We start from the raw sequence: 19,301 nt of genomic DNA on the forward strand, positions 1-19,301 counted from the left end.
GATGACCGCCGACCTGACCGGTCGCCGTCGCCGCGAGGACGCCGGCGCTCCCCTCGACCTCGAGCAGCAGGCCGAGCTCGACGTCGCCCTGGTGCTGGTCCGTGACGGCATCATCTCCCAGGCGCAGCTCGACGGCGCACTGGCAGCCCAGCAGCGGCTGGGGGGTGCGCTGAGCCGCCACCTGATGATCGATGCGCTGGTGCCGCGGCGCACGATCTACCGGCACCTCGCCGAGGAGTGGCAGGCGCCGTACCTCGACATGCTCGCGGAGCCGCCGGACCCGCGCGCCGTGGAGATGGTCAACCGGCACCTCGACGGCGTGCGCTGGTTCGCCCGGCACCACTGGCTGCCCTGGCGGGTGCTGCGCCGCGACGGCGAGGAGGTGCTGGTGTTCGCCACCTCCGTGGCACCCAGTGAGCGACTGCTCGCCGAGGTGCGCACGACCACCGGCCACCAGCACGTCGAGGCCCGGACGACCACCGACTTCGACATCTTCCGCACCTGCCAGGACATCGGCCGCGCCCGGCTGCTGTACCGGATCACCGACTACATGGCCGACAACATGCCCGACGCCTCCGCGCGCGGCAGCGTGGTGACCTGGCAGAAGGTGGTGCCGCTCATCCTGCTGGCGGCGCTGGTCGCCGGGGCCGCCCTCGCGCCGCACTGGGCGATCCTGGCCGTCTTCTGCGTGGCCAACCTGCTCTTCGTCAACAACGTCGCGTTCAAGGTGCTCTACGGGCTGCGCTCGCCGCTGCGGCGCCGCCAGGTCGCGCGCCTCGACGGCGCCATCGGACGGGAGCGCTCCACCCGCGGCTACGAGCCCGACTGGCCCGGCCGGATGCGGGACGAGGACCTGCCGATGTACACCGTCCTGGTCCCCGTCTACGACGAGGTCGAGGTGGTGCAGAAGGTCATCGGCAACATGGAGCGGATGGACTACCCCAAGTCCAAGCTCGACGTGATGATCCTGCTCGAGGAGAAGGACCACAAGACGATCGAGGCCGCCAAGGCCTCCCGCCCGCCGGAGTACGTGCGCATCGTCGTCGTACCGGAGGGGCATCCGCAGACCAAGCCGCGGGCGTGCAACTACGGCCTGGAGTTCGCGCTCGGCGAGTACGTCGTCATCTTCGACGCCGAGGACCGGCCCAACCCCGACCAGCTGCGCAAGGCGGTGGCGGCGTTCCGGCTCAACCGGCTCCTGCGCGAGCACGTGGATCCGTACGAGCCCAAGCTGGTGTGCGTCCAGGGTGCGCTGGCGTACTTCAACTACGACTACAACCTGCTCACCCGGCTGTTCTCGATCGAGTATGCGCACTGGTTCGACATGATGCTGCCGGGCATGGACCAGGCCGGGCTGCCGCTGCCGCTGGGCGGCACCAGCAACCACTTCGAGACCGAGGTGCTGCGCAACCTCGGCGCCTGGGACCCCTACAACGTCACCGAGGACGCCGACCTCGGCCTGCGGATCGCGAGCCAGGGCTACAAGATCGGCATCATCGACTCGGCGACCGAGGAGGAGGCGACCTCGGAGTCGTTCGCCTGGATCCGGCAGCGGACCCGGTGGATCAAGGGCTACATGATCACCGCCGCCGTCAACACCAGGCACCCCGTCCGCTGGTGGCGGCTCAACGGTGTCGGCGGCGCCGTCAGCATGGGCGGGCTGGTGCTGGGCACGCCCCTGGCGTTCCTCGCCTACCCGCTGGCGCTGCTGTTCACCGTGGTCACCTACATCGGCGTCCGCACCGGCCTGGACTTCCCGCACCCGATCCTGAGCGCCGGCATCCTGATGATGGTGATCGGCAACGGGGCGATGATCCTGTTCGCGGGCATCGCAGCCTGGCGACGCTACAGCTGGCGGATCGCGCTCTACGCCGTCTTCAACCCGATCTACTGGCTGATGCACTCGGTGGCCGCCTGGCGGGCCGCGTACCAGCTGATCTTCGACCCGTTCACCTGGGAGAAGACGCCCCACGGGCTGACCGGGGACTACGACTCGACGACCGGCGAGCACCACTAGTCGAGTCGGGCCTCCGTCCGGCTCGAGTCGGGCCTCCGTCCCCGGTGTCCGTACGTGGGACGCGGGCGCCGTGGAGGTGCTTCTCGCACGACGGCCTCGCCCCGGCATCGGCCACCTCGGCACGATCGACGCGGAGCGTCCGAGGAGGAGCCGGGCCCGAGCCTCACCCGTGGTCGGCGCCGTGCGGTCGGCGTCCGCGTCGAGCGGGCCGTCAGTACTCCGGCGGCCCGTCGCTGGCCCGCTTGAGCAGGTCGGCGAAGTCGGTCGGGTGCTCGAACTCGTCCTCGACCAGGCGGCGGGTCGGGGCCGCCGAAGCGGTGCCGACGGGTCCGGCGACCAGCGCCGCGAATTCGCCGGCCGCCCGCTCGACCCGCTTGTGCAGCTCCCCCTCCGCACCGGCGCCCGTGGCGGCGAAGTCCTCGGTGGCGGCGAAGACGCCGGTCGGCACGACGATCGCGTGCAGGTAGGCGAACAACGGGCGCAGCGCGTGCTCGATGACCAGGCTGTGCCGAGCGGTGCCGGCCGTCGCACCGAGCAGCACCGGCTTGGCGTCGAGCACCCCCAGCTCCAAGACGTCGAAGAACGTCTTGAACAGCCCGGAGTACGACGCGGAGAAGACTGGCGTCACGGCGATCAGGCCGTCCGCCTGCCGTACGGCGTCGATCGCCGCTGCCAGCTCCTGCGAGGGGAAGCCGGTGAGCAGGTTGTCGGTGAGCGCGTGGGCGAGGCCGCGCAGCTCGACGTGCTGCACCTCGACCTCCACGCCGCGCGCCTCGACCGCCCGCTCGCTGGCCTCGGCCAGCATGTCGGCGAGGAGCCGGGTGCTCGACGGGACGCTGAGCCCCGCCGAGACCACGACGATCCTCTTGCTACTCACAGCTCCCCCGCCAGGACCTCGTCGCGGTCACTGGTGCCGGTGGCGTCGTCGGCGCCGTAGACGGCGTCGTCCTTCGGGCCGCCCGCCTTCGCGACCAGCGAGGCGTGCGTCGGCGCGTCCGGAACGCCCGGCGCGCGCAGCTTCTCGAACTCCGAGCGCAGCGTCGGCAGGATCTCGCCGTACAGGTCGAGCTGCTCCAGGACCGTCTTCAGCGGCAGGCCGGCGTGGTCGATGAGGAACAGCTGGCGCTGGTAGTCGCCGACGTACTCCCGGAAGGAGAGCGTGCGTTCGATCACCTGCTGCGGCGAGCCGACGGTCAGCGGGGTGGCCTCGGTGAAGTCCTCCAACGACGGGCCGTGGCCGTAGACCGGGGCGTTGTCGAAGTAGGGCCTGAACTCGTTGACCGCGTCCTGGCTGTTGTGGCGCATGAAGAACTGCCCGCCGAGGCCGACGATGGCCTGCTCGGCCGTGCCGTGGCCGTAGTGCTCGAAGCGCTGCCGGTACAGCCGCACCATCTGCTCGGTGTGGGAAGCGGGCCAGAAGATGTGGTTGTGGAAGAAGCCGTCGCCGTAGTACGCCGCCTGCTCGGCGATCTCGGGGCTCCGGATGGAGCCGTGCCACACGAACGGCGCCACGCCGTCCAGCGGACGCGGGGTCGAGGTGTAGCCCTGCAGCGGGGTGCGGAAGCGGCCCTTCCAGTCCACGTTCGTCTCGGTCCACAGCTGGCGCAGCAGCGCGTAGTTCTCGATCGCCAGGTTGATCCCCTGGCGGATGTCCTTGCCGAACCACGGGTAGACCGGGCCGGTGTTGCCGCGGCCCATCATCAGGTCGACGCGGCCGTCGGTGAGGTGCTGCAGCTTGGCGTAGTCCTCGGCGATCAGCACCGGGTCGGTGGTGGTGATCAGCGTGGTCGAGGTGCTCAGGATGATGTTCTCGGTCTGGGCACCGATGTAGGCGAGCGTCGCCGTCGGGTTCGAGGCGATGAACGGCGGGTTGTGGTGCTCGCCGGTCGCGAAGACGTCCAGGCCGATCTCCTCGGCCTTCTTGGCGATCGCGACGGTCGCCTTGATCCGCTCGTACTCGGTCGGCGTGCTGCCGTTCGTGGGGTCCGTGGTGACGTCACCGACGGTGAAGATGCCGAACTGCATGCCCATCGCTGTCTCCGTTCTCAGGTCTCACATTTAGTTTAAACGTGAACTATCGTCCTGAACCAACCCGCTCTCCAGGCTATTCCCCCCGACCCATTACGGTCGTCGCGTGGCCCTGATCAGTGCACACCGCTGCGGCGCGGGCGACACGGAGCCGGGATCGAGCCGCGCAGGCGAGAACGGGCTGCACGCCCTCGAGCACGCGGTGGCGCTCGGCGTCGACTACGTCGAGTTCGACGTCCGTCAGCTCGCCGACGGCCGTCTCGTGGTCACCCACGACGCTCCCGACGAGACCGCCGGCATCGAGCTGCTCCCCTACGAGGCCGTCCTGGAGCGGCTGGCCGGCCGGTCCGCAGCGCACATCGACCTGAAGGGGGCGGGTCACGAGCTCGAGGCGGCGCGGACCGCCCTGCGGCACCTGGACGGTGGCCGGATCCTCATCACCACCGGCTCGGTCGCGGGCGCGCGCCGGTTGCGCGACTGGGCCGACGAGCACTGCCGCGCACTTCGGGTCGGGCTCTCCACCGGCACGTCGCTGAGCGGCCTGTCGCCGTGGGCGGCCGCGCTGTCGCTACGCCGCCAGCTCTTCCCGTGGCACAGGTACGCCGCGGCCCGGGCCGACGTCCTGTGTGCCCACCATGTCCTCGCTTCGCTCACGCTGCGGCGGCTGGCTCGGCGGCGCGGGCTCGACCTGTTGGTCTGGACCGTCGACGATCGACGCCTGCTGCGCTGGTGGCTGCGGCCCGGCCGGGCCTGGATGGTCACCACCAACTACCCCGCCCGCGCCCTGGAGTTCCGCGGACCTGACAGGATGCGGTCGTGACCACCGACGTACTGGGCGCTCCCTTCACCGCCGAGACGATCCCGTTCCCCGACGACCACGAGGGTGAGGTGGTCGCGACGCTGGTGACGCGCCTGGCGAGTCGGGCGGCCGAGGACACGTCGCCGCGCCGGGCCGTCCTGCACGTGCACGGCTTCGCCGACTACTTCTTCCAGACCGAGTACGCCGCCTGGTGGGCCGCCCGGGGCTACGACTTCTACGCCGTGGACCTGCCGAAGTACGGCCGCTCGATCCGCCCGCACCAGACGCCGAACTACACCACCGACCTGGCCGACTACTTCCCCGTCCTCGACGAGGTCTGGGACCGGATCCGCGCCGACCACGACAGCATCGTGATCACCGGCCACTCCACCGGTGGTCTCACCACCTCGCTGTGGGCGGACGCACGCCGGCCCGAGGGACTGGCCGGGCTGTTCCTCAACTCGCCCTGGCTCGACCTGCAGGGGCCGGCCCTGATGCGGATCGTGCTGACCCCGGTGGTGCGCCAGCTCGGCCGGTTCCAGCCGATGCGGGCCATCCCGCGTGCCGTATCGGGGCTCTACACCCGCTCGCTGCACCGTGACCACGAGGGCGAGTGGGACTTCGACCTGGTCTGGAAGCCGGTCGAGTCCTTCACGGTGTACGCCGGCTGGCTGCGCGCGATCCGGCACGGCCACGCCCGGCTGCACGCCGGTCTGGACGTGCCGGCCCCGGTGCTGGTGCTCTCCTCGGACGCCACCGGCCATCCGGACCCGAAGAGCGGCAGCGTGGACGACCTGGTGCACGGCACCGACATCGTCCTCGACGTGGAGCAGATCCGCCGCTGGTCGACGGCGATCGGACCCCACGTCACCTACATCGCCGTGCCCGGCGCCAAGCACGACGTCGTGCTCTCCCGCCCCGAGGCGAGGGAGCGCGCCTACGCCGAGCTCGACCGCTGGCTCAGCACCTACGTCGAGGGCTGAGCCAGCGGCCGGAGTCGGTCCGGACCTCAGGCGGGCTCGGCGACCGAGCCGCCCAGCTGCGGCTCACCCGGCGTCTCGTCGAGCGTGTTCTTCGGCCCGGTGAACCAGTGCTTCACCGAGACGTGCCAGTAGATGGTCAGGAGGACGAGCGCACCCGGCATCACCAGGATGGCGTAGTTGACGTACTTCATCGAGAAGCCGTCGAGCCACGGCACGCCCACGCTGGCGGTCGGCAGGATGCCGACGATCGACATGATCACGATCTCGAGCACGGCGATCGGGTTCATCCACCGGTACTTGCGGCCGTTGTTGACGGCACCCGCCTCGAAGGAGTCGCCCTTGCGCCAGCGCAGGAAGATCGGGATGGCGAAGGCTCCGTAGAGGCCGAGTACGCCGATGGAGACCACCGCGTAGAAGGCGATCGGGCTGGGCGCACCGTTGATGTCGACCTTGATCAGCGCGGGCAGGGTGATGATCAGCGCGATCGCCGCCGAGACGAGCACCGCGTTGACGGGGGTCTTCTGGGCGTTCACCTTCGACCAGACCCGCGAGTAGGGCACGGCGCCGTCCCGGGAGAACGCGAACATCACCCGGCTGCAGGAGGTCATGCACGCGCAGGTGCAGAAGAACTGCGCGGCCGTGGAGATGAAGACGATCACCGCTGCGGTGTGCGGGGTGAACGCCTGACCGAGCAGCACGAAGATCCCGCCGCCGCCCTTGGTCAGCCCGTCCTTGTCCTGCACGGCGAACAGCAGGCTGAGCAGCAGGATCCAGCCACCGATGGCCGAGTAGAGGATCGAGCTGGTGATGCCCTTGGCCGCGGAGTTCGAGGCGCCCTTGGTCTCCTCGGAGAGGTGGACCGATGCGTCGTACCCGGTGATCGTGTACTGCGTCAGGACGGCACCGAGCGGCAGGATCATCAGGATGAATCCGAGCCCGTGGGTGTGGCCGCCGAAGAAGCCGGTGTTGTTCACCGTGCTGCCGAAGACGTCACCGACGGAGTTGTGGTGCGTGCCGGACGCGGTGAAGAACCACAGCATCACCACGATCACGGCGGCACCGATGACGTGCCACCACACCGAGACGTTGTTCATCACCGCGAGCAGGTGGCTGGAGAAGATGTTGACCGCGGCAGCGAGCACCAGGATCACCACGAACTCGATGAAGACGCGGGTCAGCGAGTAGTTCGCCGCCCACGAGTCCGACAGGCTGCCCACGAAGCTGTCGAAGAAGCCGGCGCACCCGTAGGCGACCGACGCACAGATCCCGAGCAGGCCGATCACGTTGAGCCACCCGGTGTAGAAGCCCGCCGCCGGGCCGCCGAGCTTGCTGGCCCACCAGTAGATGCCGCCGGAGGTCGGGTAGGTCGAGACCAGCTCGGCCATGCAGTAGCCGATGACCAGGATCAGGATCGACATCACCGGCCACCCCCAGGCGATGCCGGCCGGGCCGCCGTTGTTCCAGCCGACGTAGAACGTCGTCAGACAACCTGCGAGGATCGAGATGATCGAGAACGAGATGGCGAAGTTCGAGAAGCCGGACCACGTCCTGGCCAGCTCCTGCTTGTATCCGAGACGTGCGAGATGCGCTTCATCGTCGAGGTGCACCTCGGGCGAGTCATGTCCTTCAGGCATGCGGATTCTCCTGTGTTCACGGCGGTGAGTCGAGGCTCCTGACGGAACCTAGACCCGCCGTCTCGAGGGTGTAAACACCCCCACGTAAATTTGGTATGAACCCAGACCAATTCATCTCCCGGGTTCATTGACACGAGGCCTGGGCAGTCAGTTGACTGACCGCCGTGAGCTCCACCCCGGACGCGGTGCCGTCCCAGCCGCCGTCCCTGCCGGCGTCACTGCTGCGACCCGTTCACGGGCACCACGCGTTCGAGGCCTGCGTCGAGCAGCTCGCCACGGCGATCCGCCTGGGCGTCTACCCGCTCGGCTCGACCCTGCCGCCCGAGCGCGACCTGGCCGCCCTGCTGCACGTCTCGAGGGCGACCCTTCGCGAAGCGATGGCGGCCCTGCGGCAGGCGGGTCTGGTCGCCACCACCCGCGGTCGCGGGGGCGGCACGGTCGTCACCCTCAAACCACCGACGCCCTCGGCCCGAGCCGCCGCGCGCACCACCGCCGCCCAGCGCGCCGACTGGCTCGATGCCCTCACCTACCGGCGCATCATCGAGTGCGGCGCCGTGACGATGCTGGCCTGCAGCGAGCTCTCCGAGGAGGCCCGGGAACGGCTGCTCGCCGCCCACCACGAGGTGCGGGCGGCCACCAGGCCGGCCCAGTACCGCCAGTCGGACTCCCGCTTCCACCTCACCCTGGCGGCACTGACCGGGTCGGATCGCCTGATCGACGCCGTGACATCCGTGCACGCCACCCTGCACGAGATGCTGCTGGCCATCCCGCAGCTGCCCACGAACATCGCCCACTCCGACGCCCAGCACGAAGCCGTCGTCCAGGCGATCCTCGACGGCCGGCCCGATGCCGCCCGCCGCGCCATGGAGCACCACTGCGACGACACCGCGGCGCTGCTGCGAGGGCTGCTGACCTGATCCACCCCCGCATGACCCCGAACGATCCCCAAGGACGAAGGACGAGGACGCCTGTGACCGAGCTCCGCAACAACCGGCACCTGAGCGCGGAGGCCCTGCGCACCGCCATCGAGGCCGGTGACATCGACACCGTCGTCGTCGCCTTCACGGACATGCAGGGCAGGCTCCAGGGCAAGCGCCTGCACGGGCACTACTTCGTCGACCACGTCCTGGGTCACGGCACCGAGGGCTGCAACTACCTCCTGGCCGTCGACGTCGAGATGAACACCGTCGACGGCTACGCGATCTCGTCGTGGGAGCGCGGGTACGGCGACATGGAGTTCGTCCTCGACGAGCGCACCATCCGGCGGCTGACCCACCTGCCCGGCACGGCGCTGGTCCAATGCGACCTGGTCTGGCCCGACGGACAGCCCGTCGTGCAGTCGCCGCGGGCGATCCTGGCGCGCCAGCTCGACCGGCTGGCCGAGCGCGGCTGGATCGCCCTGGCGGGCACCGAGCTGGAGTTCATCGCCTTCGAGGACACCTACGAGGCCGCCGCCCGTGCCGACTGGCAGCAGCTCACGCCGGTCAACGGCTACAACGTCGACTACTCGATCCTCGGCACCAGCCGGGTCGAGCCGCTGATCCGCGACATCCGCACGCACATGTACGCCGCTGGACTCGATGTGGAGGGCTCGAAGGGCGAGTGCAACGACGGCCAGCACGAGATCGGCTTCCTCTACGCCGATGCGCTGACCACCGCCGACAACCACGTGGTCTACAAGAACGCGGCCAAGGAGATCGCCGCCCAGCACGGCCGGTCGCTGACCTTCATGGCGAAGTACAACCAGCGCGAGGGCAGCTCGTGCCACATCCACCTCTCGCTGCGCGGCGCCGACGGGTCGCTGATCTTCTGGGATGGCGACCAGGGGCGCCGTACGCCGCTCTACGACCGCTTCGTCGCCGGCCTGCTGGCCACGATGTCGGAGCTCACCCTGCTCTATGCGCCCAACATCAACTCCTACAAGCGGTTCGCCGCCGGCTCCTTCGCACCGACGGCCATCGCGTGGGGTGAGGACAACCGCACCTGCGCGGTGCGACTGGTCGGCCACGGCTCCGGCGCCCGCCTGGAGAACCGGGTGCCCGGTGCGGACGTCAATCCGTACCTGGCGCTCGCCGCGATGATCGCCGGTGGCCTCCACGGGATCGACAACGACCTCCCGCTGCCGGAGGCGCTCGTCGGGAACGCCTACGCCAGCGAGCTACCCCGGGTGCCGGCCACGCTGCTCGAGGCACGCGAGGTCTTCGCGGGCTCCACCTTCGCCCGGGCGGCACTGGGCGATGAGGTCGTCGACCACTACGTCAACATGGCCGACGTCGAGCTGGCCGCCTACAACGCCACCGTCACCGACTGGGAGCTGCGCCGCGGCTTCGAGAGGATGTAATGACCACGCACACCAGCGGACCCACCACCGGCGACGTCTTCACCGTCGTCAACCCCGCCACCGCCCAGCCGCTCCTCGACGTACCCCTGGCATCGGTCGAGGAGGCCGACGCCGCGATCGTCGCGGCCCACGAGGCCTTCGCCACCTGGCGCACCCTCGCTCCGGGTGAGCGCGCCGCACTGCTGCGCCGCTTCGCCGCCGTGGTGGACGCCCACCTCGACGAGCTCGCCGAGATCGAGGTCCGCAACGCCGGCCACACCTGGGGCAACGCGCGCTGGGAGGCCGGCAACGTCCGTGACCTGCTGAACTACTACGCCGGCGCCCCCGAGCGGATGACCGGCAAGCAGATCCCGGTCGCCGGCGGGCTGGACGTGACCTTCCACGAGCCGCTCGGCGTGGTCGGGATCATCGTGCCCTGGAACTTCCCGATGCCGATCGCCGCCTGGGGGTTCGCGCCCGCCCTCGCCGCGGGCAACACGGTGGTGCTCAAGCCCGCCGAGCTCACCCCGCTCACAGCGCTCCGGCTGGGCGAGCTCGCCCTCGAAGCGGGTCTGCCCGAGCACGTGCTCACCGTCATCCCGGGCGCCGGCCCGGTGGTCGGCGAGCGGTTCGTCACCCATCCGCTCGTGCGCAAGGTCTGCTTCACCGGCTCGACGGCGGTCGGCAAGCGGATCATGGCGGGCTGCGCGGAGCAGGTGAAGAACGTGACCCTGGAGCTGGGCGGGAAGTCGAGCAACGTCATCTTCGCCGACACCGACCTGGCAGCCGCGGCGGCCAGCGCGCCCTACGCCGTCTTCGACAACGCCGGCCAGGACTGCTGCGCCCGCTCCCGCCTCCTGGTCGAGCGCAGCGTGTACGACGACTTCCTGGCCCTGCTGGAGCCGGCGGTGACGGGGCTGCGGGTGCTGGACCCCAGCGACGAGACCAGCGAGATGGGGCCGTTGATCTCGGCGACCCAGCAGCAGCGGGTGACGGGCTACCTCGACGGTGCGGAGGTCGCGATCCAGGGCTCGAGCCCCGCCGGAGCGGGCAGCCCCGGGTTCTGGGTGCCCCCGACCGTGGTGGCGGTCGAGGATCCGGCGCTGCCGATCTGGCGCGAGGAGGTCTTCGGGCCGGTCGTGGCGGTGATGCCGTTCGACGACGAGGCCGACGCGATCGCCAAGGCCAACGACACCGAGTACGGCCTCTCCGGCTCCATCTTCACCAACGACCTGGGCAAGGGCCTGCGGGTCGCGCGCGGCGTCCAGGCCGGCAACCTCAGCGTCAACTCGCACTCCTCGGTGCGCTACTGGACCCCGTTCGGCGGCTACAAGCAGTCCGGCCTCGGTCGCGAGCTCGGTCCGGACGCGCCCTACGCGTTCACCGAGGAGAAGAACGTCTTCATCGCCCAATGATCCCTCACGCATCATCGAACAGGAGAGAAATGACAGGCAGGATCCAGGACAAGGTGGCGGTTGTCACCGGCGGTTGCTCGGGCATCGGGCTGGCGACGGTACGCCGCTTCGTCTCCGAGGGCGCGCGCGTGGTCATCGGCGACATCGCCGACGAGGCGGGGGCAGCGCTGGTCGAGGAGCTGGGCGGCGCCGCGGTGGCGACGTACGTCCACGTCGACGTGACCAGCAAGGAGGAGGTCGACGCGCTCTTCAAGACCGCCAAGGACACCTACGGCTCCGTCGACATCGCCTTCAACAACGCTGGCATCAGCCCGCCTGACGACGACTCCATCCTGACCACCGAGCTCGACGCGTGGCGCAAGGTGCAGGAGGTCAACCTCACCAGCGTCTACCTGTGCTGCAAGGCGGCGCTGCCCTACATGCTCGAACAGGGCAAGGGATCGATCATCAACACCGCCTCGTTCGTCGCGGTGATGGGGGCGGCGACCTCGCAGATCTCCTACTCCGCCTCCAAGGGCGGCGTGCTGTCGATGACCCGTGAGCTGGGCGTGCAGTTCGCCCGCGAGGGCGTCCGGGTCAACGCGCTGTGCCCCGGCCCGGTGAACACGCCGCTGCTCAAGGAGCTGTTCGCCAGCGATCCCGAGCGAGCCGCCCGCCGGCTGGTGCACGTGCCGATGGGACGGTTCGGCGAGCCGGAGGAGATGGCCTCGGCGGTGCTGTTCCTGGCCTCGGACGACTCCTCGTTCATGACCGCCAACACGTTCCTCGTCGACGGGGGCATCTCCGGCGCCTACGTCACCCCGCTGTGAGCCTTCCTCTCATCGGGCTGACGACCTACCGGGAGGAGGCGGCCTGGGGCGTGTGGCACCAGGCCGCCGACCTCCTGCCCGCCCAGTACGCGCGCGCGGTCGAGGCCGTCGGCGGGGTGCCGGTGCTCCTCCCGCCGGTCGCGTCGACCGGTGCGGCCGCCGGGGTGGCCGACCGCCTCGACGGGTTGGTGATCTCCGGTGGGGCCGATGTCGACCCCGAGCGGTACGGCGCCGCAGCGCACCCGCGCACCGCCGGCTGGCGACCCGACCGGGACACCTGGGAGCTCGCCCTGCTCGACGCCGCGGAGGCCTCCGGTCTCCCGGTCCTCGGCGTGTGCCGAGGCATGCAGCTGATGGCGGTGCACGCCGGTGGCGACCTCGACCAGCACACCCCGGACCTGGTGCGCCATGACGAGCACTCCCCCGGCGGCGATGCCTTCGGCACCACCACGGTGGCCGTCGAGCCGGGGACCCGGCTGGCAGGGCTGCTGCGGGAGTCGACGGCCGCCGTCGCGTGCCACCATCACCAGTCCGTGCGCTCCGCCCCCGGCTTCGCGGTGGCCGCCCGGGCGGCGGACGGCACGCTGGAGGCGATCGAGGCACCGGGGCCGCGGTTCTGCGTGGGGGTCCAGTGGCATCCGGAGACGGTCGCCGACATCGGGCTGCTGACGGGCCTGGTGGCGGCGGCACGGGCCCGCGCGGCCCTCACGCCAGAGGCGCGCCGTCGAAGCGCTCACGGGTGACGAAGTCGGCCACCGCCCGGCGGGTGAGCCGGGTGGGCTGGTGGACCGGACGGCCGAGCGGTACGACGGCTGCCACCGCGTACTGAGGGGGCGCACCGAGCAGCTCCAGGACCGCCGGCTCCTGCGCGGCGGCCATCGTGGTGATGACGCCGCCGTACCCCTCGGCCCGGGCGGCGAGCAGGATGTTCCACACCAGCGGGTAGACCGACGCGCCCCCGACCAGGCCGACGCGGTCCAGGTGCTGGTCCGTGCTGGCCAGCACGCCCTGGTCGACCAGCACCACCAGGACGACCGGCGCCTGGCGCAGGGGCTCCACGAAGGAGTCGGGCACCGCTGTCGCGGCGATCTCCTCGGCACTCGGGCCGGGTGGGGTCAGCGGGTTCCACGGGCCCTCGCCGGCCTTCCTCTGCGCCATGTAGCGCCGCACGCCCGGCGCGGTGAGGTCGACCAGCCGCTCCCGGGTCGTCCCTTCGCGGACCGCGACGATCCGCACTCCCTGCCGGTTGCCGCCGCTGGGCGCGAACCTGGCCAGGTCGAGGATCCGCGCCAGGACGTCGTCCGGCAACGGGTCGTCGGTGAACTCCCGGATCGCCGCCGTCGTCCGGATGACCTCGGCGAGCTCCATCAGGCGCCGGGCTCCTCGTCCGTGCCTGCCTCGCCCGCGGGTGCGCTGGGCGGTGCCTCGCCCGTGGGTGCGGCCGACAGCCCCGGGTTCGCCGCGGAGGCGGCCTCGGCGATCGCCTGCTGCACGGCGTCGTCGGCCTCCGTCGTACGGGCCTCCTCCAGCGGTGTGGCGCCCGGGCCCATGTCGACGCGCTTGAAGTCGCCGGCGGCCTTGGCCGGGATGCCCAGCGCGGAGTTGAGCGTGGATCCGAGACCCTCGATGGTCTTGGTGAACTCGCTGGGCAGGATCCAGAGCTTGTTCGCATCGCCCTGGGCGATCTGCGGCAGCAGCTGGAGGTACTGGTAGGCGAGCAGCGACTGGTCGGGCTGGCCGTCGTGGATCGCCTGGAAGACGGTCTGGATGGCCTGGCCCTCGCCCTGGGCGCGCAGGATGGCGGCCTCGCGCTCGCCCTGGGCGGCCAGGATCTGCGATTCGCGCTGACCCTCTGCGTTGAGGATGGCCGACTGCTTGTTGCCCTCGGCGCTGAGGATGGCCGACTGCCGCAGACCCTCGGCCTGGAGGATCGCGGCACGCTTGTCGCGGTCGGCGCGCATCTGCTTCTCCATCGCGTCCTTGATCGAGGGCGGCGGCTCGATGGACTTGATCTCCACCCGCTTGACCTTCAGCCCCCATCGGCCGGTGTCGCCGTCGAGCACCGCGGAGAGCTGGCTGTTGATCGACTCGCGGCTGGTGAGCGTCTTCTCCAGGTCCATGCCGCCGACGATGTTGCGCAGGGTGGTCATGGTGAGCTGCTCGACTGCAGTGATGTAGTTCGCGATCTCGTACGTCGCCGCGATCGGGTCGGTGACCTGGAAGTAGAGCACCGTGTCGATGGAGACGGTCAGGTTGTCCTGCGTGATCATCCCCTGCGGCGGGAAGGAGACGACCTGCTCGCGCATGTCGATGACGTAGCGGACCTTGTCCACGAAGGGCGTGATGACGTTCAGCCCCGGCGCCAGCGAGCCCTTGTACTTCCCGAACCGCTCCACGATGCCGGTCCGGGCCTGCGGGACGATGCGGACCGACTTGGCGAGCGTGATGATCACGAACAGTGCCAGGACGACGATCACGATCAACACTGCGAGAGCCATCAGAAGATCTCCTTCGGGAGGGGATGGACGTAGGCCGTGGCGCCTCTGATCGCCAGGACCTCGACGGTGGAGCCGGGCGCGATCACGAGGGTCTCGTCGTAGGGGGCAGCGGTCCACTGCTCCCCGGCGATGATCACCTGGCCGGGGTGGTCGGTGCTGATCGAGGTGGTCACCTCGGCGCGCTTGCCGACCAGCCGATCCGGACCGATGCGCAGCTCGGGGCTGCCGCGGTGGAGGCGCTCCACGAGCGAGGGCCGGACCAGGCTGAGCATGCCGGCGCTGACGACGATGGCCACCACGGCCTCGACGACGACACTGCCACTGGGGATCGCGACGATCGTGGCCGCGAGCGCTCCCCCGGCCAGCATGAGCAGCACGAGGTCGAGGCTCAGCAACTCGAGGATCGCGAGGCCTGCGGCGACGCAGAGCCAGATCAACCAGTCCACACTTGCACTCTAGTCACGCCCCGGTCGAGCGAGGCGGATCCGAGCGGGCGCGGGCCTGCCGGCGTCAGTGCGCCCGGCGGGTACGGCGCCGCGCGGCGTAGCGGCCGTCCACGGCGTCGAGCGTCAACGGCATGCCGAAGGCCTGGGACAGGTTCGCCTCGGTGAGGACCTGATCGAGCAGACCCGCCGCGACGACGGTGCCGCGACGCAGCAGCAGAACATGGCTGAAGCCCTGCGGGATCTCCTCGACGTGGTGGCTGACCAGCACCGTCGCCGGGGAGTCCGGGTCGTAGGCCAGCGTCGAGAGCGTCGAGACCAGGTCCTCGCGGCCGCCGAGGTCGAGCCCGGCCGCCGGCTCGTCGAGCAGCAGCAGCTCGGGGTCCACCATCAGCGCCCGCGCGATCTGGACGCGCTTGCGCTCGCCCTCGGACAGCGTGCCGAAGGTGCGGTCGGCCAGGTGGGCGATGCCGATCTCGGTCAGGAGCGCCTCGGCGCGGTCGTGGTCGACCTCGTCGTACTGCTCCTTCCACCGGCCGTAGATGCCGTAGGAGGCCGTGACGATGACGTCGCGCACCGACTCCTCGCGGGGGATCCGGTCGGCCAGCGCGGCGCTGGTGACGCCGATGCGGGGACGGATCTCGCTCAGGTCGACCTTGCCGAGTCGTCCCTCGAGCACCTCGACGGTGCCGCTGGTCGGGTGCAGCTGGGCCGCCGCCAGCTGCATCAGCGTGGTCTTCCCGGCGCCGTTGGGCCCGAGGATCACCCAGCGCTCGTCCTCCTCGACCCGCCACGTCACCCGGTCGAGCAGCAGGCTCTGGCCGCGACGGACGGTGACATCGACGAGATCAAGGACGGCGGCCATGCTCGCAAAGATATCGACTACCGTTCTGCGCCATGTCAGCGGCCACGTCGGCGACCTCGCTCTCCCCTGCCCTCCGTCTGGCCTGGTGGGGCACCGCGTGGTTGCGCGGCGCCGTGGTCACCGACCTGATGCTCGATGCCGTGATCGGGCACGACGCGACGCACACCGTCGCCGGCCTCGGCGAGCTCGGTCTCGGGGGCGGCGACGCCGCCGAGACGCTCGTCGGCGGCCTCGGCCGGTTGCGCGCCGAGGGTACGACGTCCCTCGGCTGCGCCTTCCCCGCCGAGGGCGACGCGGTCGGGCTCGGCGGCCCGCCGCCCTTCAACCACGCCGCCCTGGAGGCCGGCGAGGCTGTCGTCGCCGACGCCGGCATCGGTCTGGTGCCGGTCCGCGTCGGAGCCGTCATCACCTGGCAGGCGTACGCCGCCCAACGCCGCCAGCTGCCCGACGTCGGCGAGGCCGACCGGGCGCTGCGGGCGGCGTTGGTGGCATCGGCCCAGGCGCTCGCCGACCTCGACGTCGCCCGCTGGCGGCCCGACGTCGCGGACCGGCTGATGAACCTGCGGCACCGCGATCCGGTCCAGGCAGCACCGGGGGTGCCCGCCCGGTGCGTGGAGCTGGCCGAACGGGGCTGGCAGGCAGCGGAGATCGTCGCCCTGGCCCTGGAGGACGAGGGTGGCGCGGTGACGGCGTACGAGATGAGCGGCCGCCGTGAGGCGCTGCTGCCCCTGGACCGGGCGGCCCGCCGCGCGCTGACCGCTGCCGGCTCGCCCGAGGCGTGGCCGTCCTGACCGACGGGGGTCGGCGAGGCGATAGCGTTCGCACTGCGATGGCTGATGCACCCGAGACCCTGCTGATCACGCTGACCGGCCGCGACCGGCCCGGCGTCACGTCCTCCACCCTGGCGACCCTCGCGCTCGCAGGGGTCGACGTGGTCGACCTCGAGCAGATCGTGCTGCGCGGCCGGCTCGTGCTCGGCCTGCTGGTGACCGCTCCGGCGGATCCTGCGGCGCTGCGCACCGCGATCGAGGAGACCGCCCGCGCGCTGGAGATGTCGGTGGAGATCGAGTCCGGCTCGGGCGACCGGCCCCGCCGCTCGCGCGAGCGCGCTCACGTCACCGTGCTCGGCACGCCGCTCAAGGCGGCGGCGCTGGCCGCCGTGACGCGCCGGATCGCCTCCGCCGGGGCGAACATCGACCGGATCATCCGGCTGGCGCGCTATCCGGTCACCGCGTTCGACCTGCACGTGTCCGGTGCCTCGCCCGACGTGCTGCGTACGGAGCTGGCCGCCGAGGCCGCGGCACAGGGCGTCGACATCGCCGTGCAGCCGGAGAACCTGCTGCGCCGCGGCATGAAGCTGGTCGTCATGGACGTCGACTCCACCCTCATCGACGGTGAGGTGATCGAGATGATCGCCGCCCACGCCGGCTGTGAGGAGGAGGTGGCGCGGGTGACCGAGGCGGCCATGCGCGGCGAGCTCGACTTCGAGGAGTCGCTGCGCGCCCGGGTGAAGCTGCTCGCCGGCGTGCCCGCCTCCGCGCTCGACGAGGTGTACGAGTCGCTGCACCTCAACCCCGGCGCCCGCACCATGGTCCGCACGCTGCGCCGGCTCGGCTACCGGTTCGCGATCGTCTCCGGCGGCTTCTCCCAGATCACCGACCGGCTCGCCCAGGACCTCGGCATCCACTACGCCCGGGCCAACGAGCTCGAGATCGTCGACGGCGTGCTGACCGGCAACGTGGTCGGCGAGGTGGTCGACCGGGCCGGGAAGGCGCGCGCGTTGCGGGAGTTCGCCGCCGAGCTGGGCCTCACCGAGGCCTCCACTGTCGCGATCGGCGACGGCGCCAACGACCTCGACATGCTCGCCGCAGCCGGCCTCGGGGTCGCCTACAACGCCAAGCCGGCCGTCCGCTCCGCCGCGCACACCGCCGTGAACGTCCCCTACCTCGACACCATCATGTATCTGCTCGGCTTCACCCGTGAGGAGATCGAGGCGGCCGACGCCGAGGCCGGGATCGTGACGCCTGCTCCGCCGCTGCTCTGAGTGGCGTGCGCGCACGGTTTTGACCCCTGGGGGTCAGAACCGAACGTTGTCGGGCGAAGCTTTGCCCCCCAGGCTGCGGTTTCGACCCCTGGGGGTCAGAACCATCAGCCGCGCCCCACATGGAAGCCGGTCAGCGTCGCGCTCGCCTCCTCGACGTCCGCCCAGTCGCCGTCGTAGGCGAACACCGCGACGGCCGAGGTCGGGAAGCCCGAGACCATCGCGTTGGCGACCTCGTCGTCACCGTCGCCGTCGTCCAGCAGCTGTGCGAGCAGCCCGATCGTCGGGTTGTGCCCCAGGACCACCAGGGTGCTCACGCCGTCGTCGGTCTCGCGGATCAGGTCCAGGACGGTGTCGGTGCCGGCGGTGTAGAGCGCATCGACGTACTGCGCGATGTCCAGCTCCCAGCCCGCACCGCCCGCCAGGTCCTCCCAGGTCTGCGCGGTGCGCGCGGCGCCGGAGACCAGCGCGTCCTGCGGCTCGATGCCCTGCTGGGCAAGCCAGGCCCCCGCCTCCTCGGCGTCGGCGTGCCCGCGCTCGGTGAGCTGCCGCTCGATGTCGCTGGGGGCCGAGGCCTCCGCCTTGGCGTGCCGCGCGATGACCAGGGTCCGCATGGGATGAGCCTAGTGGGCCGGAGCGTGACCGGTGGGTCAGGCGCCCATCGCGTGGTAGCCGCCGTCGACATGGACGATCTCGCCGGTCGTGGCCGGGAAGAAGTCGCTGAGCAGCGCGCACACGGCCTTCGCGGTCGGCTCCTGGTCGGTGTTGTCCCAGCCCAGCGGCGAGCGGTCGGACCACATCGCGTCGAGCTCCTCGAAGCCGGGGATGGCCTTGGCGGCGATGGTGCGCAACGGACCGGCCGAGACCAGGTTGACCCGGATGCCCTCCGGGCCGAGGTAGCGGGCCAGGTAGCGGTTGGTCGACTCCAGCGCCGCCTTCGCCACCCCCATCCAGTCGTACGCCGGCCAGGCGACCGTCGCGTCGAAGGTCAAGCCCACGATGGCCGCCCCGGGGGCCAGCACCGGCTTGGTCGCCATGGCCAGGCTCTTGAGCGAGTACGCCGAGACCTGGACCGCCTGCGCGACGTCCTCCCAGGGTCCGCCGAGGAACTTGCCGCCCAGCAGCGTCTCCGGGTTGCCGAAGGCGATCGAGTGCACCACGCCGTCGAGGGTCGCGTCCGGGCCGAGGTGCTCGCGGACGGCGTCGGCCAGGCCGTCGAGGTGCTCCTGGTTGGTCACGTCCAGGTCCAGCACCGGCGGCTCCTGCGGCAGCCGCTTGGCGATCCGCTTGGTGATCGACAGCGCGCGGCCGAAGTTCGAGATGAGCACCGTGGCACCCTGCTCCTGCGCCACCTTGGCGACGGCGAAGCCGATCGAGGAGTCCATCGTGACCCCGGCGACCAGGATCCGCTTACCTTCGAGAAGTCCCATCACAGTTCCTGTTCTTGGT

The 19,301-nt window shown here is 70.8% G+C and carries 19 protein-coding genes; 10 read left to right on the top strand and 9 right to left on the bottom strand.

Annotated elements, in window-relative coordinates; all coding sequences use genetic code 11:
* Window position 1: 1 nt before the first annotated feature.
* Complete coding sequence (locus tag P5P86_RS12835; RefSeq protein WP_280607832.1) at window positions 2–2,017, top strand: glycosyltransferase; 2,016 nt, start codon at window positions 2–4, stop codon at window positions 2,015–2,017.
* A 211-nt stretch (window positions 2,018–2,228) separates the two neighbouring features.
* Here P5P86_RS12835 and P5P86_RS12840 read toward each other — a convergent pair whose 3' ends face one another.
* Entirely contained in the window at window positions 2,229–2,894 is a 666-nt protein-coding gene (locus tag P5P86_RS12840) for an FMN reductase (RefSeq protein WP_280607833.1), read from the bottom strand.
* Window positions 2,891–4,042, bottom strand: coding sequence for an LLM class flavin-dependent oxidoreductase (locus tag P5P86_RS12845; protein ID WP_280611258.1), 1,152 nt, complete (start codon window positions 4,040–4,042; stop codon window positions 2,891–2,893). The genes P5P86_RS12840 and P5P86_RS12845 overlap by 4 nt, the downstream gene beginning before the upstream one ends.
* Window positions 4,043–4,151: 109 nt before the next feature.
* On the opposite strand from P5P86_RS12845, the gene P5P86_RS12850 reads away from it, so the two are divergent.
* Together P5P86_RS12850 and P5P86_RS12855 are read left to right on the top strand one after the other, a co-directional pair.
* Window positions 4,152–4,865: a glycerophosphodiester phosphodiesterase gene (locus tag P5P86_RS12850; RefSeq protein WP_280607834.1), complete on the top strand. Its 714-nt coding sequence runs from the start codon at window positions 4,152–4,154 to the stop codon at window positions 4,863–4,865.
* A complete protein-coding gene (locus tag P5P86_RS12855) occupies window positions 4,862–5,827 on the top strand; it encodes an alpha/beta hydrolase (protein ID WP_280607835.1) in 966 nt (321 codons plus the stop codon). Before P5P86_RS12850 ends, P5P86_RS12855 begins: the two co-directional genes overlap by 4 nt.
* 26 nt (window positions 5,828–5,853) lie before the next feature.
* Here the strand turns inward: P5P86_RS12855 and P5P86_RS12860 are convergent, their stop codons facing one another.
* Window positions 5,854–7,461, bottom strand: coding sequence for an amino acid permease (locus P5P86_RS12860; protein ID WP_280607836.1), 1,608 nt, complete (start codon window positions 7,459–7,461; stop codon window positions 5,854–5,856).
* Window positions 7,462–7,625: 164 nt separating this feature from the next.
* On the opposite strand from P5P86_RS12860, the gene P5P86_RS12865 reads away from it, so the two are divergent.
* Genes P5P86_RS12865 through P5P86_RS12885 form a run of 5 tightly spaced genes read left to right on the top strand, consistent with a single transcriptional unit; the run spans window position 7,626 to window position 12,748 of the window.
* Complete coding sequence (locus tag P5P86_RS12865) at window positions 7,626–8,378, top strand: FadR/GntR family transcriptional regulator (RefSeq protein ID WP_280607837.1); 753 nt, start codon at window positions 7,626–7,628, stop codon at window positions 8,376–8,378.
* 53 nt (window positions 8,379–8,431) lie between these two features.
* A complete protein-coding gene (locus tag P5P86_RS12870) occupies window positions 8,432–9,802 on the top strand; it encodes a glutamine synthetase family protein (RefSeq protein WP_280607838.1) in 1,371 nt (456 codons plus the stop codon).
* Window positions 9,802–11,196: an aldehyde dehydrogenase family protein gene (locus P5P86_RS12875; RefSeq protein ID WP_280607839.1), complete on the top strand. Its 1,395-nt coding sequence runs from the start codon at window positions 9,802–9,804 to the stop codon at window positions 11,194–11,196. Before P5P86_RS12870 ends, P5P86_RS12875 begins: the two co-directional genes overlap by 1 nt.
* A gap of 29 nt (window positions 11,197–11,225) precedes the next feature.
* Entirely contained in the window at window positions 11,226–12,005 is a 780-nt protein-coding gene (locus tag P5P86_RS12880) for a 3-oxoacyl-ACP reductase (RefSeq protein WP_280607840.1), read from the top strand.
* Window positions 12,002–12,748, top strand: a complete 747-nt coding sequence (locus P5P86_RS12885) for a gamma-glutamyl-gamma-aminobutyrate hydrolase family protein (RefSeq protein WP_280607841.1) — start codon at window positions 12,002–12,004, stop codon at window positions 12,746–12,748. Before P5P86_RS12880 ends, P5P86_RS12885 begins: the two co-directional genes overlap by 4 nt.
* Here P5P86_RS12885 and P5P86_RS12890 read toward each other — a convergent pair.
* The 4 genes from P5P86_RS12890 to P5P86_RS12905 form a co-directional block, all read right to left on the bottom strand.
* Window positions 12,711–13,373, bottom strand: a complete 663-nt coding sequence (locus P5P86_RS12890; protein WP_280607842.1) for a nitroreductase family protein — start codon at window positions 13,371–13,373, stop codon at window positions 12,711–12,713. The two genes, P5P86_RS12885 and P5P86_RS12890, sit on opposite strands and share 38 nt — an antisense overlap.
* Entirely contained in the window at window positions 13,373–14,503 is a 1,131-nt protein-coding gene (locus P5P86_RS12895; RefSeq protein ID WP_280607843.1) for an SPFH domain-containing protein, read from the bottom strand. The genes P5P86_RS12890 and P5P86_RS12895 overlap by 1 nt, the downstream gene beginning before the upstream one ends.
* Window positions 14,503–14,949, bottom strand: coding sequence for an NfeD family protein (locus P5P86_RS12900; protein ID WP_280607844.1), 447 nt, complete (start codon window positions 14,947–14,949; stop codon window positions 14,503–14,505). Before P5P86_RS12900 ends, P5P86_RS12895 begins: the two co-directional genes overlap by 1 nt.
* 64 nt (window positions 14,950–15,013) lie before the next feature.
* On the bottom strand, window positions 15,014–15,811 hold the full coding sequence (locus P5P86_RS12905; protein WP_280607845.1) for an ABC transporter ATP-binding protein: 798 nt from the start codon (window positions 15,809–15,811) through the stop codon (window positions 15,014–15,016).
* A 32-nt stretch (window positions 15,812–15,843) separates the two neighbouring features.
* On the opposite strand from P5P86_RS12905, the gene P5P86_RS12910 reads away from it, so the two are divergent.
* Window positions 15,844–16,602, top strand: coding sequence for an Rv1486c family protein (locus P5P86_RS12910; protein WP_280607846.1), 759 nt, complete (start codon window positions 15,844–15,846; stop codon window positions 16,600–16,602).
* Between the two features lie 38 nt (window positions 16,603–16,640).
* A complete protein-coding gene (gene serB / locus P5P86_RS12915; RefSeq protein WP_280607847.1) occupies window positions 16,641–17,855 on the top strand; it encodes a phosphoserine phosphatase SerB in 1,215 nt (404 codons plus the stop codon).
* A gap of 104 nt (window positions 17,856–17,959) precedes the next feature.
* Here serB and P5P86_RS12920 read toward each other — a convergent pair whose 3' ends face one another.
* Together P5P86_RS12920 and fabI are read right to left on the bottom strand one after the other, a co-directional pair.
* The gene (locus P5P86_RS12920) at window positions 17,960–18,466 is read right to left on the bottom strand and encodes a SixA phosphatase family protein (RefSeq protein WP_280607848.1); all 507 of its coding nucleotides are present in this window, start codon (window positions 18,464–18,466) and stop codon (window positions 17,960–17,962) included.
* Window positions 18,467–18,502: 36 nt separating this feature from the next.
* Window positions 18,503–19,282 (bottom strand): enoyl-ACP reductase FabI, encoded by a 780-nt coding sequence (gene fabI / locus P5P86_RS12925; RefSeq protein WP_280607849.1) that lies wholly within the window; start codon window positions 19,280–19,282, stop codon window positions 18,503–18,505.
* Window positions 19,283–19,301 lie beyond the last annotated feature (19 nt).

It is taken from the genome of Nocardioides sp. BP30 (genome assembly GCF_029873215.1).
GTDB lineage: Bacteria > Actinomycetota > Actinomycetes > Propionibacteriales > Nocardioidaceae > Nocardioides.